The sequence below is a fragment of the Pseudoalteromonas sp. MM1 genome (assembly GCF_030296835.1).
In the GTDB taxonomy this organism is placed as follows: domain Bacteria; phylum Pseudomonadota; class Gammaproteobacteria; order Enterobacterales; family Alteromonadaceae; genus Pseudoalteromonas.
The window spans coordinates 1,609,290-1,628,267 of record NZ_AP027922.1; the positions used below are offsets into that span (position 1 = coordinate 1,609,290).

10 protein-coding genes are annotated in these 18,978 nt (G+C 40.2%); 6 read left to right on the forward strand and 4 right to left on the reverse strand.

The features are described from left to right. Positions 1-27 precede the first annotated feature (27 nt). Positions 28-774, reverse strand: coding sequence for a YciK family oxidoreductase (locus tag QUE46_RS07355; RefSeq protein WP_286247253.1), 747 nt, complete (start codon positions 772-774; stop codon positions 28-30). A 227-nt stretch (positions 775-1,001) separates the two neighbouring features. On the opposite strand from QUE46_RS07355, the gene QUE46_RS07360 reads away from it, so the two are divergent. After that, entirely contained in the window at positions 1,002-3,431 is a 2,430-nt protein-coding gene (locus QUE46_RS07360; protein ID WP_286247256.1) for a VolA/Pla-1 family phospholipase, read from the forward strand. A 100-nt stretch (positions 3,432-3,531) separates the two neighbouring features. After that, complete coding sequence (gene sohB, locus QUE46_RS07365) at positions 3,532-4,548, forward strand: protease SohB (protein ID WP_286247258.1); 1,017 nt, start codon at positions 3,532-3,534, stop codon at positions 4,546-4,548. Positions 4,549-4,655: 107 nt separating this feature from the next. On the opposite strand, the gene QUE46_RS07370 is transcribed toward sohB, so the two are convergent. After that, positions 4,656-5,987: a dicarboxylate/amino acid:cation symporter gene (locus tag QUE46_RS07370; protein ID WP_286247259.1), complete on the reverse strand. Its 1,332-nt coding sequence runs from the start codon at positions 5,985-5,987 to the stop codon at positions 4,656-4,658. A 188-nt stretch (positions 5,988-6,175) separates the two neighbouring features. On the opposite strand from QUE46_RS07370, the gene QUE46_RS07375 reads away from it, so the two are divergent. Both QUE46_RS07375 and topA read left to right on the forward strand, forming a co-directional pair. Then, positions 6,176-9,478 (forward strand): Ig domain-containing protein, encoded by a 3,303-nt coding sequence (locus tag QUE46_RS07375; RefSeq protein ID WP_286247261.1) that lies wholly within the window; start codon positions 6,176-6,178, stop codon positions 9,476-9,478. A 249-nt stretch (positions 9,479-9,727) separates the two neighbouring features. Continuing rightward, a complete protein-coding gene (gene topA / locus QUE46_RS07380; protein WP_286247263.1) occupies positions 9,728-12,424 on the forward strand; it encodes a type I DNA topoisomerase in 2,697 nt (898 codons plus the stop codon). Positions 12,425-12,704: 280 nt separating this feature from the next. Here topA and QUE46_RS07385 read toward each other — a convergent pair whose 3' ends face one another. Continuing rightward, on the reverse strand, positions 12,705-12,947 hold the full coding sequence (locus QUE46_RS07385; RefSeq protein WP_286247265.1) for a hypothetical protein: 243 nt from the start codon (positions 12,945-12,947) through the stop codon (positions 12,705-12,707). 235 nt (positions 12,948-13,182) lie between these two features. On the opposite strand from QUE46_RS07385, the gene QUE46_RS07390 reads away from it, so the two are divergent. Further along, the gene (locus QUE46_RS07390; RefSeq protein ID WP_286247267.1) at positions 13,183-13,734 is read left to right on the forward strand and encodes a TIGR00645 family protein; all 552 of its coding nucleotides are present in this window, start codon (positions 13,183-13,185) and stop codon (positions 13,732-13,734) included. 126 nt (positions 13,735-13,860) lie between these two features. Here QUE46_RS07390 and QUE46_RS07395 read toward each other — a convergent pair whose 3' ends face one another. Then, positions 13,861-15,486 carry an alpha-glucosidase family protein gene (locus QUE46_RS07395; protein ID WP_286247269.1) on the reverse strand — a complete coding sequence of 542 codons (1,626 nt, stop codon included), beginning with the start codon at positions 15,484-15,486 and terminating at the stop codon, positions 13,861-13,863. Between the two features lie 653 nt (positions 15,487-16,139). Between QUE46_RS07395 and QUE46_RS07400 the strand changes: the two genes are divergently transcribed. After that, positions 16,140-18,944 carry a TonB-dependent receptor gene (locus QUE46_RS07400; protein WP_286247271.1) on the forward strand — a complete coding sequence of 935 codons (2,805 nt, stop codon included), beginning with the start codon at positions 16,140-16,142 and terminating at the stop codon, positions 18,942-18,944. Positions 18,945-18,978 lie beyond the last annotated feature (34 nt).

The following is an 18,978-nucleotide window of genomic DNA, read 5'->3' on the forward strand; positions in this document are numbered from 1 at the left end:
CGGCTTTTTAATGAGAAAAATAAAATGTTACTTTTTAGTTTGTGCGTCGAGTGACTCGCCATTCACCTTACTTGAATCATCACTCATAAGGTATAAATACGTTGGCATTATATCTTCAGGGGTTGCCAGCTTATCACGATCTTCTCCCGGGTAGGCCGCTGCACGCATAGAGGTACGCGTTGCACCAGGGTTTATACAATTTACACGGATATTGGTTTTCCCCACTTCACAAGCCCAAGTTTGCATCATACCTTCAACGGCAAACTTAGATATTGCATATGGTCCCCAAAATTCGCGCCCTTTACGCCCCACACTTGATGAAGTGAAAACAATAGAGGCATTATCTGACTTACGCAATACAGGAAATAGTGCTTTGGTGATCATTGCTTGTGCGGTCACATTCACTTTCATGATGTTTTCAAACGTAGAAGAGCAAAAGTGCTCAAGAGGGCCGAGCGACCCTAAAATACCCGCATTATTCAATAAGCCGTCTAATCGGCCAAATTGACTTTCGATTGTGGCTGCTAAATCGCGGTAGTTTTGCTTTGTCGCGCCTTTTAAATCCATTGGCACAATAGCCGGCTGTGGGTAACCAGCATTAACAATCTCATCGTAAACGCATTCTAACTTATTTGTAGTTTTACCCAGTAAAATAACTGTTGCGCCATGCTTTGCATAGGTAATAGCAGCTACGCGGCCAATACCATCGCCGGCACCTGTAATTAATATTACTTTATTTTGAAGTGCATTTTGAGTTGCTAGATAAGTTTGCATATAAATACCAATTTATAAATTTTTTTTGATTTTAACATAGCAAATCGTCAAGTAATCGAATTTATTGAAAATTTAGGTGGCGGAATTATAAACTTTACGTTAAGTTTAACTGGTCTAATGTCTCATTAATAAACTGATTACATTGTTTTAACTTTACTACACTGATTAAACACACTTACTTTGAATGAACACACTATAAAAATAAAGATATGTGCGGAGCTAAAAATATGAAAAAAATGCTACTCTCACTCTCAGTTACAGCTGCATTAGCAGGTTGTGGCGGCGGAGAAACATTAGAAGATGTCAAAAACGATACTGCAACCATAATACCTAATGCTACGGTGACCTTTGACCCTGCTAATGGGGTTTTATCTGTCCCTAACGATTTATTAATGAGTGGCACTCAAGATGGCACAATTAATATTCCAGGTGAATTAGACGACGATAACGTTTCTGTGCCCCGCACTGCTTATGCAGATCCGCAGTTAGCGTTAGGTGCTTTAGATGGCTGGTCATCACAAGTACCTTACAAAATTGATTTAACTTTCCCGACTGGTGTATCGCTTGATGAAGCTTCTGCAGCGTCGCCTGGTACGGTAAGAATTTTTGAAGTTGTGATGGGCGCAAGCCTTACGGATACAGAATGTTCTGTAGTTACCGCTGGTACAGCCTGTAAATTGGTTGGCGAATTAACCTACGGCGTAGATTTTATTTCCCAAGCCTCTGGCGATGCTGTGGCTATTATTCCATTAAAGCCATTCACACCGGGTAGTTCATATATAAATGTATTAACTACAGGTTTAAAGGATTCTCAAGGTCGCTCTATTCAGCCTTCTTCTACTTACGCATTAGTGAGCGAAGAAGCGCCACTAATAACAGATGCTCAGCTGGGCCTTCAAGCGGCTGTAAATAGTTATGAAAATGTCGTGGTAAGTTCAGGAGATATCACTAAAGATGACATTATATTTTCTGCGGCAATGACCATTCAATCAGCAGGGCCTGTGCTCGGTACAATTAAAAACTTACTGGCTGCTAGCTTACAAAACGACGCATTACCAACCCCAATGGTCAGTGTACCTGAACAAGCTATGGTTAATGTACAGCAAGTATTTGCAGCTGCGGGTGTGAGCGTTTCGGATGCATTTTCAGGTGTGCAATACTTAAAAGGTAGCGTCATGCTGCCCATGTATTTAGGGACGCCAACCGGCACTGAAATAAGTGATTTAAATGATACATATTGGCAAGGTATGTGCGACAACGCGGTGGCTATTTTAGGTTACAAAGCGGCCGCAGGCGAAGCGTTTCCGGCAGATCCAATTAGTGAAAATGATGCACTTTGTGCTGCGCTAAGTAACGGGCAGTTACGTGATTTAGGGCTAGACTCTACGCGCCATTTAACTAAGTATAACTCTATCCCTAAAGTACAAAGCATGGCGAATGTGCCAGTGCAAATAACTAAACCGATTTTACCGGTTATTAATTTTATACGAGATTCACAAGGCCTTGACCCCATTGAAATGCCTGAAGCTGGCTGGCCAGTTGTTATTATGCAACACGGTATAACAACAGACAAAGAAAGCATGTTGGCGCTAACAGCACAACTTTCAATTCAAGGTTTTGCTACCGCTGCAATTGATCACCCTCGCCATGGCGAACGGGGTGTAGATGTTGATGCAGATGGTACAGATGACTTTAATGCTACAACAGGCTCAGTGCTTAGTTACATGAATTTAAACTCGCTATTAGTTGCGCGTGATAGCTTACGCCAATCATCAGCAGATTTATTAGGCTTACGTTTAGGTTTAAACTTTATTAATGATGCGACTATTAACGCGCAAGATGTAACCTACGTTGGTCACTCGTTAGGTTCTATTGTTGCACCTGCATTTATAGCACAGGCTAATAGCCCGCTTGCAGACACAGTTGACCCGTTATTTAAGGTCAACACTGTAGCACTTGCCAGTGGCGGTGGTGGTATAGCAAGCTTTTTACTTGAGTCGGCTGCGTTTGGGCCATTTATACAAGGTTCTGTATTATCTCAAGCAGGTACTGCTGAGTCACAAGAGTTTAACGAGTTTCTTCAAGCAGATGCTATTTCAAACTGTGGTACATTCCTACCAGATATGGAAGCGTTTTTAACCTGTGGCTATCAGGCGTATGTAACATCACTTACTACGGCAGGCGAAACTACAAAACTTGCAAACATTCAAGGGGTAATGACCGAGTTTGCTTTTGCTGCGCAAACAGCACTTGATAGTGGTGACCCAACAAATTACGCGGCAGCGGTAAACGCATTAGGTACACCTGTATACACCAATGTAGTTGTAGGCGATGACGTAGATAACAAACCTGACCAAGTTATTCCACCTGCAGCAGCGAATAACCCAATTTCAGGAACGATTCCATTAGCAAACTTTATGGGGCTTGAAACAGTAAGCACTTCACAGCCATTAAGTGAAACAGCGGGAAGCTACTTAGTTAAATTTACTAAAGGACATCATGGCTCTATTTTAACACCAGCCCAAGATGAAGCCCAAGCGGCTACAGTTGAAGGCAGTGCTGCCGCAAATGCTGAAATGCAGCTGCAAGTAGCAACATATTTAGCTGCACGCGGACGCATGTTACTAGTTAGCAACCCAGAGGTGGTGACTGATTAATCAGCAAATACCTTATTAACCTTGAAAAGCCACTGTTTAGTGGCTTTTTTTTGTTATAAAGCATGATAAATTAGCTTAAATTTATAAATGGAGAAACCAGTTGGAATTTTTATACGAATACGGTTTGTTTTTTGCTAAAACGGTTACCTTTGTTATTGCCATTGCAATTATTTTAACGCTTATTGTTGGCTCAGCGGTCAAGCCAAAAACTAAAAAAGGGGCGATAGAAATAGACGATTTATCTGAGCAATTAGATGATTTAAAAGATAGTTTTTTAGAAAATACGTTAACTAAAAAAGAGTTAAAAGCGCACCTTAAAGCGCAAAAAGTCGAGTCTAAAAAAACAGCAAATGATGAGCCAAAGCCACGCCTATATGTTATTGACTTTATAGGTAGTATGGATGCACACGAAGTTGAAAGCCTACGCGAAGAAGTGACTGCAATTATTGCCATTGCTAACCCTGAAAAAGATAAAGTATTAGTTCGCTTAGAAAGTGGGGGCGGAGTGGTGCATGGCTATGGTTTAGCTGCATCGCAATTACAGCGTTTTAAAACAGCAGGGATTAAACTATCTATATCAATAGATAAAGTTGCAGCTAGTGGCGGTTACATGATGGCCTGTGTGGCCGATGAAATATTAGCCGCTCCTTTTGCTATTGTTGGCTCTATTGGTGTAATTGCACAAATACCTAATTTTAATAAAATTTTAAAGAAAAACGATGTGGAGTTTGAGCAAATTACCGCAGGCGAATTTAAACGTACGTTAACCTTGTTCGGCGAAAACACAGATAAAGCCCGCGAAAAGTTTCGTGACGAAATAGAGCAAACACATGGTTTGTTTAAAGAGTTTGTAAGCAGCCAACGGCCAACACTTAATATTGATAATGTGGCAACTGGCGAGCACTGGTTTGCAACACAAGCAATTGAAAAGGGCTTAGTTGATATCATTAAAACCAGTGATGATGCATTATTAGAGCAACAAGCTGAGCGTCAAATATACAAAGTTAAATATAAAATTAAGAAAGGATTAAGTGATAAGTTAGCAATTGGGCTTAGTAATTCTATCAATAAAGCAGGCGTTAATTTAATGTCGCGCTTTAAAGTAATGAACCCATAAAGCGTTATTATATCCATCCTCAAAATAGATCACTTAATTATGCGGATTGGTATTTAAAGTAATAAAAAACCCTTGCATAGCAAGGGTTTTTTTATGGGCTTGAATAATTACTCAGTAGATTTGTGGTAATCTTCTAAATCTTTAGCGGCGTTCGGGTCGTTAAATATTTTTTCATCTAATTGACCTTCTGATTTAGCAACCACACAAGTTACCATACAGTCACCTGTTATATTAACTGCTGTGCGCGTCATATCGAGCAGCCTGTCAACACCAATGATAATGGCAATACCTTCTACTGGTAAACCTACTTGGTTAAGTACCATCGCAAGCATAATTAAACCCACACCAGGCACACCCGCGGTGCCTACCGAGGCAAGCGTAGCGGTTAAAATAACCATTAAGTAATCAGATATTGTTAAATCAACAGCAAACACTTGTGCAATAAATACCGTTGCAACACCTTGCATAATGGCCGTGCCGTCCATGTTAATGGTGGCACCAAGCGGAATAGTAAAAGAGGCAACTGAGTTGTTTGCACCCAGTTTTTTGGTCGCAGTTTCAAGTGTAATAGGCATTGTCGCGCTTGAACTTGAAGTACTAAAGCCAAATAAACATGCGTGCTTCATTTTAGCTAAGAAAATTAGTGGGTTAAGGCCTGTAAGAGCTTTCAAAATAATACTGTAGTTAATGAAAGCATGAATCAATAATGCCGCCACTACCACTAAAAAGTATTTAGCAAGGCTGACTATTAATCCCATTTCGATAGTAGTAAAAAGTTTGGCCATTAAAAAGAACACGCCGTAAGGTGCAATGTTCATTAGCAGTGTAACAAGTTTTAAAATAACCGTGTTTAAATCTTCAAATACGGCAGCTACACGTTTACCTGCTTTACCACTTAGTGCCATTGCAACACCAAATAAAAGTGCAAACACAATAACTTGCAGCATGTTGCCTTTAGCCATTGCTTCAAATGGGTTAGTAGGGAACATATCGATAATAACGCGAGCCAGTGTAGGGGCTTCTTTTGCGTTAAAGCTTGCATCTGATGGCAGTGCAATACCTTGGCCTGGGTTAAATAATAACGCCAATGAAATAGCTACCGTGATAGCCACGGCAGTAGTCACTAAATATAAGCCAATAGATTTACCGCCTAAACGGCCTAATTTTTTAGGATCGCTTAAGCTACACGTACCACATACAAGCGAGACGAATACCAGCGGTACAACCAACATTTTTAAGCTGGCAATAAAAATTTGTCCGCCAACATGGAAAAGGCCATCTACAAAAAAAGCTTTAATTGGCAAAGAGAATAACCCAAGAGGAATTAGATAATCGTCTTCACCAGCTAATATAGCTTGAAATAAAAAGCCTACTGCAATACCTAGCCCCATACCTATCATGATACGGGTAGTTAAACTCATTGAACGTATTTTAGACATATTCCCTAATCTATTTTTTCAAATTTGCCATAGACTACCAGCAAGGAAATATTTACTACAGAAAAAAATAACCTTTGCGGAATTTTTTACATAAAAAAGTGATAAAAAACTGTGATATTAGACTAAGTTATAGGTTAATATTAGGTAAACAACTATTAGTAAATAATAACAACGCTAGGGAGAGGTCCATGCCTTTAACGCGACTACTCAGCATTACACTATTTAGCATCATGCTTTGCGCTTGTGGTGGTGGTGGAACAATCGAAAAAGACGGCACCATCGGAGAAGATGACGATTCTACAACAGAAACATCCACTTTTACGGTAACCTTAAAAGGTTATTTACAATCTAGCGACACTGAGTCAAACGCAGTTACAGCCAGTGCTCCTTTAGAACTTAGAGCTACTTTAGAAGATAATGATGGCGATGCGGTTACGGGCGAGCGAATTACTTTTACCCTTGCAGACTCAATAGGTGAATTAAATCCTACAGCAGGCACTGCGTTAACTCAATCAAATGGTATTGCGACAATAGAGCTTACCGCAGGTGAAAACGCGGGAGCTGGTGAAGTAACTGCAACCTATACAGTTGATGGCGTAAGTTACACAGACACATTTGCATTTGAGTCAGATGGCGCTCAATCAACAGATCCACAATTAAGCGTCTCGCTTGTTGATTCATCAGGTGGAGCAACTCGAAGTGTTGACTATTTAAACCCCGCCACTGCTCAAGTTGAACTATTAATTAATAATGAGCCAGCTGCTTATGAATTAATTGAATTCGTGCTTACTGGTTTAGGCACTATAAACCCTACTAATGGTACAGCTTTAACAAATGAACAAGGTATTGCCACAATTAGCTTGCTAGCAGGGACTGAAGCGGGTGCTGGCTCAATTGTTGCCACTTACACAGATAATGAAAATACAGTTTTTAGCTCGGACGGTTATACGTTCACGACTGAAGGCGATGCGCCCATTCAAGGTGAGTCGCTAGACTTTTCTATCGGTTTAAGCCTTACCTCTTCAACGACTTTATCAGAAATTAGTACAATCAGCGCAGCTGACAGTGCGGTAGTTAAAGCAACTATATTAGACGGTGATGGTGTTGAAGTTGAAGGGGCGGTTGTAAACTTCTCATCAACATTAGGAAACTTAATTCCAAGTATTGGTACAGCACTAACAAATGGCAGCGGCGTTGCATCAATTAATTTAACGTCGGGGACTGTAGAAGGGGCAGGTGTTATAACAGCTCAATATGAAGGTGTTGAACAAACTTTGGGTTTTTATACAAAAGGCGATGCTGTAAATCCAGACCAAAGTACTGCCGATATTAGCTTTTCTATTTTACAAAATTGTCCAGCAGACTTTAAATCACAAAGAGATGCAAGCCAATGTGACACAGTGACGAGTATTTCTGGTGATTCAACTGCGATTCTTTATGTACAAGTAACAAATGAAAATTCGACAACACCACTTTCACAAACTTTGGTAACAGCAAGCACAACAATTGGCTCAATTACACCTTCAACTGGTACAGCTATTACCGATGCAAACGGTATTGCACTTTTAGATATAGTGCCAGGTCAAGATGTAGGCGCTGGTGAGATTACTGTGTCAGTGCTTGATAGCGATTTAACCAAGGCATTTCAAATTGCTGCTGTAGATGTTGAAATTGCTATTAGCAGCTCGATTGCTGACGTTGAGCTATTAGCTGCAGGTGCGACAGCACTAATCTCAATAGAAATTTCAAAAGACGGTGAGCTTTATACCACACCACTTACTGTTGAGTTTTCATCTGGTTGTGTTGGCTCTGGTCAAGCACTTATAGATGAAACAGTAACCAGTATTGGCGGCTTTGCGCGCTCTACATACCGCCCACTTACTTGTGTGGGTGGCGATATAATTACAGCCACTGTGATCACCGGTGGCGATACGGTTTCTGCGAGCACGACTATAAATGTATCACCAGCCAATATTGGCTTTTTACAATTTGTAGAAGTGACCGAGCCAGTAATTGCATTAAAGGGCACAGGTGGAGCTGATAGAACAGAAATATCTGAAGTAACATTTAAACTTATCGATTCAAATGGCAATGATTTAGCTTCAAGAACGGTTAACTTTGAACTATCTACGGCAGTTGGTGGTATAACGTTAGGCACCGCCAGCGCAATCACTAATGCCAGTGGTGAAGTAACGACTTCAGTACAATCGGGCTCAATAGCCACGCCTGTACGTGTCATTGCATCGAGTGAAGAAGAGGTTGATGGCAACACGGTTATTGTCACCGCGCCTTCAGATACTCTAGTCGTTAGCACAGGTATTGCTGATCAAAACAGCTTCTCGTTGTCGCGTTCCATTTTCAACCCGCACGCATTAAATGTTGATGGTAATACGGTATCGGTTAACGCTCGTTTAGCTGATCACTTTAACAACCCTGTGCCAGATGGAACTGCAGTTAGCTTTATCACAGAAGGGGGCGTAATAGAGCCAAGTTGTACCACAACTAATGGTGCGTGTAGCGTAACATGGACAAGTAGTAACCCACGTCCATTTACTGACTCTATGTATGAAAATACTATTACACAGAAGTGTGATGGCGGCTTACCATGCCCATTAGGTATTTTAAATAATGACTTAACGGTAGATTTACCCCTAGGCGGACGCGCAACGGTACATGCTTATGCGATTGGTGAAGAAACCTTTTCTGATTTAAATGGTAACGGTTACTTCGATAGCGAAGACTTTTTTGATGATTTATTTGATATTCCAGAAGCCTTTATCGATAACAATGAAGATGGCACTTATGGTGGCAAAGACTGTAATGATGGTACAGATCCATGTTCACGTGATAACTCTACTGGTGACGAGTTTGAAGAGTTTGTTGATTTTGATGGTAATGGTACATGGACCACTGAGAATGGGCTTTACAACGGTTTACTGTGCCGTGAAGAAGACGAACTTGCAGGTATTTGTAGCCGTCAAATGGTTAACGTGTTTCAAAATCAAGAAATCGTGATGTCAGGTGATACTGCTTTCTTTAGACTCGTTACGTACGCTGATGATTGCTCTGCTATTGTGGGTGCAACTGCTTCAGAGGTTCGTGTAAACAGCGACCCTGCAAGCCCACTTGTACGCCGTGTACAAAACGATCCAACCAGCGCGTTAATGTGTCAGGTTGATGCAATAGACTTAACCCAAACTACGGGTGCATCAAGTCTAAACCTTACGGTATTTATTGCTGACCTTTATAACAACCCAATGCCTGCGGAAACTACTATTTCTATTGATACAGACAATGGTATTTTAACGGGTAGTGATAACTACACTTACCCAAATACGACAAGTATTGTGCCTGTAGGCCTTTCGTTTGGTATTACACGTGAGGATTTAGATGGTGGTAATGAGCAATTTAGCGGTATTTTAACTGTCACAGCTGAGGCCCCTTCTGGGCTTGAAAGTACTCTTTCTGTTAGCGTCAGTGACGATTTATAATAGATAGAATGTAAAAAAGCCAACCTTTAAGGTTGGCTTTTTTATTTGTGTTCTATATATTCCTCAGCAATTATTCTAAAAACACTAGTTTGTATAATTTAACAACAAAAATTGTTTGTTTATTCAGTAAATACTGAAAAGTTTGTATTAAAAGCTTGTAACAATAGGTGTTTGTAGATATACCTATAAATATTCGCGCCGTTTATGTCGGCAAAACACATTTAAATATTTGGTTAGAAATAGGCAACTATGGGCAAATCGCTAGTAATTGTAGAGTCACCTGCTAAGGCTAAAACAATTAATAAATACTTAGGTAAAGACTTCATCGTAAAGTCCAGTATTGGACATGTGCGTGATTTACCTACTTCAGGTTCGAGCAAGGCTAAAGTACCGGCGACTAAAACGCCAGCTGAAGTTCGTAAAATGGAGCCTGAAGAAAAGGCAGCGTATAAACAGCAACGAGATTACACTAATTTAGTTGCACGTATGGGTATTGATCCTGAAAAAGGGTGGGAGCCACATTACGAAATTTTGCCGGGTAAAGAGAAAGTAGTTCAAGAGTTAAAAAAGCTGGCCGAAAATGCAGACCAAGTTTATCTCGCAACGGATTTGGATAGAGAAGGGGAAGCAATTGCTTGGCACCTTCAAGAAATTATTGGCGGTGAGCCTGAAAAATATAAACGCGTTGTATTTAACGAAATTACAAAAAATGCGATTCAACAAGCGTTTGAAACACCCGGCGAGCTAAATACCGACATGGTATATGCACAGCAAACACGCCGCTTTTTAGACCGTGTAGTTGGCTTTATGGTATCGCCATTATTATGGGCTAAAGTAGCGCGCGGGCTTTCTGCTGGGCGTGTGCAATCGGTTGCGGTACGCTTATTAGTAGAGCGCGAGCGTGAAATTAAAGCGTTTATTCCAGAAGAGTTTTGGGATATCCACGCCGATGTTAAAAATACTGAGTCACAATTACGCTTAGAAGTCACCAAACAAGCAGACAAGCCATTTAAGCCCGTAAATGAGGCTGAGGCTACAGCCGCAGTTAAACGCCTTGAGAGCGCAGAATATAAAGTAATTAGTGTTGAAGAAAAACCAAGTAAAAGCCGCCCAAGTGCACCTTTTATTACTTCAACTATGCAACAAGCCGCCAGTACCCGTTTAGGCTATGGCGTTAAAAAAACCATGATGCTTGCACAGCGCCTTTACGAAGGCGGTTACATTACTTATATGCGTACCGACTCAACTAACCTGTCAAAAGATGCGGTTGAAATGTGTCGTGATTATGTAACTCAAGAGTTTGGTGCAAAATACTTACCTAAAGAGCCAATTAGCTACAGCTCAAAAGGTAACGCACAAGAAGCGCACGAAGCGATTCGTCCTTCAAGCGTAACAGTACTTTCTGGACATGTAGAAGGCGTTGATGCGGACGCTAAAAAGCTGTACGAATTAATTTGGCGTCAGTTTGTAGCCTGTCAAATGGTGCCTGCAGAGTACGATTTAACAACGCTTACTGTGGCCGCTGATGAGTTTCAACTAAAAGCAAAAGGGCGAGTACTTCGTTTTGATGGTTGGACAAAAGTGCAACCTGCGGTACGTAAAAAGAATGAAGAAGATCAATCGCTGCCAGCAGTAAAAGAAGGCGAAGTACTTAGTTTAATTGAGCTTGATCCTAAGCAGCACTTTACTAAACCGCCAGCGCGCTTTAGTGAAGCAAGTTTAGTAAAAGAGCTTGAAAAACGTGGTATTGGTCGTCCATCTACGTATGCATCAATTATTTCAACAATTCAAGATCGTGGTTATGTACGGGTAGAAAACCGTCGTTTCTTCGCTGAAAAAATGGGCGAAATAGTTACTGACCGTTTGGTTGAGAACTTCACCGATTTAATGAACTTTGACTTTACGGCTAAAATGGAAGGTCGTTTAGATGATATCGCCGAAGGCGAGCGTGTATGGACTCAGGTGCTTGATAAGTTTTATGCTGATTTTTCTACGCAATTGAACATAGCCAAAGATGAGCCAGAGCAAGGCGGAATGCGCCTTAATCAAATGGTCGAAACCGATATTGACTGCCCTACATGTGGCAGAAAAATGGGTATCCGCACAGCATCTACTGGGGTATTTTTAGGGTGTACAGGTTATAACTTACCGCCTAAAGAGCGTTGTACAACCACGATGAACTTAGTTTCAGGGGATGAGGCGGTTGCCGCAGATGTTGAGGACATTGAAACTGAAACATTAATGCAAATGAAGCGCTGTCCAATCTGTGAAACGGCTATGGACTCTTACCTAATAGACGAAACCCGTAAATTACATGTTTGTGGTAATAACCCTGCTTGTGAAGGGTACATCGTTGAGCAAGGTACCTTTAAGATTAAAGGGTATGATGGCCCTATTATCGAATGTGATAAATGTGGCTCAGACATGGAGCTTAAATCAGGCCGTTTTGGTAAGTATTTTGGTTGTAACAACGAAGAGTGTAAAAATACGCGTAAGTTACTTAAAAACGGTGAAGCTGCGCCACCAAAAGAAGACCCAGTACACATACCAGAACTTGAATGTGAAAAGTCAGAAGCTTATTTTGTTTTACGTGATGGGGCTGCAGGTATTTTCTTGGCGGCTAACACTTTCCCTAAATCACGCGAGACGCGCGCGCCTAAAGTGGCTGAGCTAAAGCGTTTTAGAGACCGTATTTCACCTAAGTTTTATTACTTAGCTGATGCGCCAGAAAAAGATCCTGAGGGTAATTTAGCGGTAGTACGTTATAGCCGTAAAAATAAAGCGCAATACGTGATGACTGAAGTGGACGGAAAAGCCACAGGCTGGACTGCTCACTTTGAAGCAGGTAAGTGGGTAGAAGAAGCAAAGAAAAAAGCAACGCCCAAAAAGAAAGCGCCCGCAAAAAAATCGCCGGCTAAGCCTAAAGCAAAAAAAGAAGCTGAATAAACGTTAAAATTTATTTACAAATAAAAACCGGAATGCACAGCTTGTGTCATTCCGGTTTTTTTATATTAGGCTAAGTGTCGCAATGGCTTTGTTAGCCACATAGCCTTATACCAATCCGCAATAATATTTAATCATTTTTAGGGGCTAAACGTGTCGCTATCTGCGTTAAAAAGTTCTCATTTAGAACAACTAAATAGCGAATTTTTTGCCTTGCTATCAACACGTTTTTCCAGTCTCAAAATAGATCACTTAATTATGCTAATTGCTATTAATAAAAGATTTAAATTTTAACAGATGAGACTTTTTTATAGCCTTCAGACTCTAATTCGTCATTTACGCACTGTAATACATATGCATATAAATCATCGTTAGTTACGTCGTCGTCTTTAGCCCAATTTATACACATATCTGTGTATTCTGTTATTGTTTGTGCAGAAGCTGCAGGTGCATCGTCTGCGACTGCATATGTTGCAGATACAGCAAAAAGTGGTGCTACTATTAATGCTAGCAATGCTTTATTCATTTGTTTATTCCTAAATAAATGGTTTGACGATTTAAATACATTTTAATGCTGTACTTAAATAGTGCCCAATGCAGAACAACTCTGTTGGTATGGTGATTTTTAATCGAATTGAAAATAAAAGATAACGAAAAATTTTTATCGTCAAGATGAGTAAATTACTCACTAATTAATATATAAGTAATTGTGCTTAAATAAATTATAAGCTAAGGTCGCTTTTTTATAAAAAGATAAATTAATGTTAGAAGATCAAGTAAAAGCAGCTAATACGGCCCGTAAAATACACAAAGTAGAGCAGGGCTTAGAGTCATTTATATTTAAAGGTCGCTGGTTATTGGCGCCGTTTTTTGTGGGCTTACTATTTGCTGTAATATTACTGCTTATTAAGTTTTTTAAGCAGCTTTATTTAATGGGGATTGCCACTTTTAGCGCGACTAACCAAGAGCTATTGGTAGGTATACTTACGTTGGTTGATACCGCCTTATTGGCAGGTTTATTACTTATTATAATTTTTAGTGGTTATGAAAATTTTGTATCTAAGCTTAATATTGATGGCCATGAAGATAGGCCATCATGGATGGGCAAGGTTGGCTTCTCTGGTTTAAAAATGAAGTTGATCAGTGCAATAGTCGCTATATCGGCAGTGGAGCTTTTAAAGGTATTTATTAATTCAAATATTCACTCAAGTGATGAGTTATTTTGGAAAGTGATAATCCACATTACCTTTGTTAGCTCAGGCGTATTATTTGCGCTTACTGATTATTTAAATAGTAAAACACAGTCACATTAAAAAGGTTAAATTAGTGTTTTGGTGGCCGGTATTTCCTCTTAATACCGGCTGTAGCAGCCCCACGATTTGAGCGCACAAAAAAGCCCGATAAAATCGGGCTTTTGAGTATTATTAGTCAGGGCATTCTCATTTTACAAAAGCAAAATAGCACCCAAAACCGCTTATGCTTAACGTATTACCTTCTAAAGTGGCACTACAATGAGATAGTGAGTCATGCGCTTCAGTCACTGTTTTAGTCAGCTCAACTGTTTGATTGGTTTGTGCTAAATTAAACACACACAGCATTGTTTGCTCATTTAATGTTCTGTAAAAAGCAAGTATAGGCTCGGCCGTCTTAATAAACTCAATGTCGCCTTCTAATAACACAGCATGCTGTTTACGCCATGCCATAAACTCACGGTAGGCATTAAGTATAGAGTCTGAATCTTTATCTTGAACAGATACAGCACTTTGAGTGTGCGCGTTATCGACAGGTAACCAAGGTTTTGCATTACTAAAACCTGCATGTTCTGAGCTATTGTCATCCCACGGCATTGGTGTTCTGCAGCCATCACGGCCTTTAAAGTTAGGCCAAAAAGTAATGCCGTACGGGTCTTGTAAGTCTTCAAATGCAACAGAAGCTTCACCTAAGCCAAGCTCTTCACCTTGGTACATGCATACGCTACCACGCAAAGAAGCAAGTAGGGCTGTAAGCATTTTGCATTGTGCAGAGTTAATTTCACCACTTTGGCTCCAGCGGCTCGCTACGCGCTCTACATCGTGGTTGCTAAACGCCCAGCATGGCCAACCCTCAAGCATACGTTGCTCCAGTGTTTGTACTGTTTCTCTAATGTATTCACTTGAATAATCATCAGTAAGTAGTTCAAAGCTGTAGCCCATGTGCAGCTTATCACCGCCTTGGGTATATTCTGCCATTGTGGCCAATGAATCTTCTGATGAAATTTCACCTAACGACACAGTACCTGGGTACTTATCAAGTAATGCACGTATGTCTTGCATAAACTCAATGTTTTCTGGCTGAGTGTTATTATAATAGTGATACTGAAAAGCATACGGGTTATCTTCACTAAAGCCACGGCCTTGGCGCTTATCTTTTGGCTTTGCTGGATTATCGCGCAGTTGTGCATCGTGGTAGCAAAAATTAATTGCATCTAGCCTAAATCCATCAACCCCTTTTTTAAGCCAAAACTCAACGTTATCAAGCACTGCTTTTCTTACTTCTGGGTTATGAAAGTTTAAATCAGGCTGTTCGGTTAAAAAGTTATGTAAATAGTACTGACCACGACGAGGCTCCCATTGCCACGCGCCGCCACCAAATATAGATAACCAGTTATTTGGCGCTGTACCATCGTCTTTAGCATCTGCCCATACGTACCAGTCGGCTTTATTATTGTTTTGGTTTTCGCGGCTATCTAAAAACCATTGATGTTGGTCTGATGTATGGCTTAACACTTGGTCAATAATAATTTTAATACCGCGTTTGTGAGCTTGATCTATTAATTCGTCAAAGTCGTTCAAGTCACCAAAAATAGGGTCTATGTCGCGATAATCGCTAATATCATAGCCAAAATCTTTCATTGGCGATTTAAAAAAAGGAGAAATCCAAATAGCGTCAACGCCTAAGCTTTTAATGTAATCAATGCGATTAATTATCCCTTTAAGATCACCAATACCATCGTTATTGCTATCTTGAAAGCTTCGCGGGTAAACCTGATAAATAACCGCACCTTTATACCACTGCTGTTGGGCCATGCTTTTCTCCGTCGTTCCACACAGTATTTATATTGTTATTAGTTCGATTGAAACAATCGCTAAATTTTCAAAAAGCATACGTGAAGGGGGCTACTCTGTAAAAAGCCTGCATACGTATGCAGCTAATTTACTCACTTAAAAGTACTTTTAAGAAGGTGTATTTAAGGTGCTGTATTTTTATTGCTAGCTTTACCAATCATGCTTTTTACTTATAAATAAAAAGGTGCGATCTGTTTTGGTGCTTATTTTAAAAGGCTTGCACGGTATTGGTGAAATTGTCGAATGGTCTTACCAATTTCATAAAACTCAAATTATTAAAATAACTTATGTAAATATTAAAAAATGCCTTATTTAACGCTAGTTACACGCTGTATCGTAAGTAATTCATACTGCGCACAAATGTATTTTTATAAAACTCATTAACAATCATGTTGCACCATAATAATAAATTTAAAATCAATAGGTTAGCCTTGGATTTGTGAACTTATTGTTAATTTTTAATGCGTTGCATAGTCTTGAATACGTATGCATAAAGTTGTTAATAAAATAATTCGAGCGTTAATATTGATGCTGACAACAAAATTAGCTCGCCTGTTTGACTATCACTCAAATAAAGAAGCGGGTATCACAATATGGGTAACGGGAAAAACATCATGTCTATGTTCAAACCAAGTATATTAACTTTGGCATTAGCAACTGCAGGTTTAGCAAGCTTTACCTCTGTAGCAGCGCAAGAAGATACAGTTAAAAATGATGACGTTGAGGTTATCGAAGTAAAAGGCTTTCGTGGCAGTGTTGTTGAATCTATCAACACCAAACGCTTTTCTACACAGGTTGTAGAATCTATTTCTGCAGAAGATATAGGTAAACTACCTGACTCATCAATTGCTGAGTCTATTGCACGCTTACCTGGTTTAACAGCGCAGCGCCTAGATGGTCGTGCAAGTAGAGTATCAATTCGTGGTTTTGGTGAAAACGAAAGTGGTACTACGTTTAACGGCCGCGAGCAAGTATCTATTGGCGATAACCGCGGCGTAGAGTTTGACCTGTACCCATCAGAAATCATGAGCGGTGTAACCGTTTATAAAACACCTAACGCAAGTATCGAAGCCGAAGGTATCGCCGGTGTTATTAACATGCAAACCGTGCGTCCTTTAAGTAAAGGCGAGCGTGTATTCCAAGTTAATGGCCAATACGAGCAAACAAGCTTTGATAAACTAAACCCAGACGGTAACGACGATGGTTATCGCGGTACTATTTCATACATTGATCAGTTTGCTGATGACACTATAGGTGTTGCATTTGCACTAAACACCATGAGCTCACCAAACCAAGAAAAACGCTGGAACGCTTGGGGCTACCCCGAAAGAGAAGTAGGTGGCCAAACATATTCAATTTTAGGTGGTGCAAAACCATTTGTGCGTTCATCAACACTTGAGCGTGATTCAGCCATGCTCGTATTAGAAGCGGCTCCAACAGACAAACTAAACATGACGTTTGATGCATTGTATGTTGATTTTACAGATGAAAAAATCTTACGTGGTATCGAAATTCCATTCGCATGGGGCCAAGGCTCAATTGACCCTGCAAGCGTAGCTGTAGATGATGCAAGCGGATTTATTACCAGTGCTGTTACTAATGGCCAGCGTGTAGTTGTTCGTAACGATTATGAAGAGCGTGAAGCAGAGCTAACCGCGTTTGGTTTTAATACTAAATACGATATTGACGATGCTTGGTCAGTTGAGTTTGATGCAAGTTACTCGCAAGTTGATCGTAAAATTTGGAGCCTTGAAAGTTACTCAGGTACAGGGCGTGGTGATTCACGTGGCGTTGCAGATAACTTAGGTTACACATTTAACGGTGGTAATACTGGCGCTACGTTTACTCATGACTTAGATTACAGTGACTATAGTTTGATTCAATTAGGTGGTCCACTTTCTTGGGGGTCAAACAAAGCATTGAATAATAAGTATGGTTTAGTTGATGCTGATGGAAATGATATTTCTGGTTATAAAGATCAGGCACAGGATGGATTCATCAATGCCCCAACCATTGAAGATGAGCTGTCTACGTTAAAGCTAGCGGCTTCTAAAGTATTAGAAAACGAATACTTTAGCTCAATTGAATTTGGCATGTCTTATAAAGAGCGCGAAAAAACCAAAGATTCGCAAGGCTTTTATATGACACTATCGGGTTTTTCACTTGATAATCCTGGCATGCTAGCTGTGCCAGAGCAGTACCGAATGGGCAGTGTCGATTTAAACTTTATTGGCATGGGCGATATGATTGCCTATAACGCTAACAGTTTATTAAACGATGGCTATTATACACTCGTTGACCAAAGATTAGCAGACACAAGTCACTTAACTAAATCGTGGACAGTAAAAGAAGAAATTACTTCGGCGTTTGTACAAGCTAATATTAATGCTGAAGTGAGTGGTTTAGCATTAACAGGTAACATTGGTGTACGTTATGTACATACTGACCAGTCTTCACAAAGTAACGCTTTTAATTCAGACGATGATGGTAATATTTTTGTTACGCCGACAGATCTTAGACACGATTATTCTCACGTATTACCAAGCTTAAACTTATCACTTGCAATTGATGAGCAGCAAACAGTGCGTTTTGGTGCAGCTAAAACAATCTCACGCGCCCGTTTGGATGAAATGAACTCATCTGTTGATGCGTCATACAACACAACACCTGATGAAAATGGTAACTACTGGTCTGTATCGGGTGGTAACCCTAATTTAGAGCCAAAAGAGGCAACGGGTTACGACTTAACATACGAAAACTACTTTAGTGATGAAGGTTACTTCTCTGCTGCGTTTTTCTACAAAGACATAACCCAGTGGATTTTTGACGGCACATACGAAATTGATATGTCGGGCGTTGCTGACCCATCAACAGGTGAAATTCCTGCAACATCTGAGGGGACGGGCAGTGGTAAAGTTAATGGCGGTGGGGGTGACCTATACGGTTACGAGCTATCACTGGCGCTTCCATTTAAAATATTCCACCCGTCACTTGAAGGCTTTGGCTTAATTGCCAGCCATACCGGTATTGAATCTGACATAGAAGATCAAAACGGTAACGAGTACGAGCTACCGGGTCTATCAGATAAAATTCAAAGCTTAACGGTTTACTACGAAATGAATGGTATTCAATTACGTACTAGTATGCGTAAGCGTAGTGACTTCAAAGGTGATGTATATGGGCTAGGTTTTGATACTCAACAAGTTGATATTCTGGGTGAGACTATTTGGGATGTGCAAGCAGGATATGACTTCTCTGAAGCCGGTATTGAAAGCCTCGAAGGTTTATCTATTCAGTTCCAAGTTCAAAACTTAACAGAAGAGCCGTTTACATCGCTTTCTGGCGATAACGCACTACAAGTTCGTGACTACCAAGATTACGGTCGTACTTACTTGTTAGGCTTTAGCTACAAGCTATAATAAAGGTTGTGTGTAGGAGCCCTTGTAATTTGTT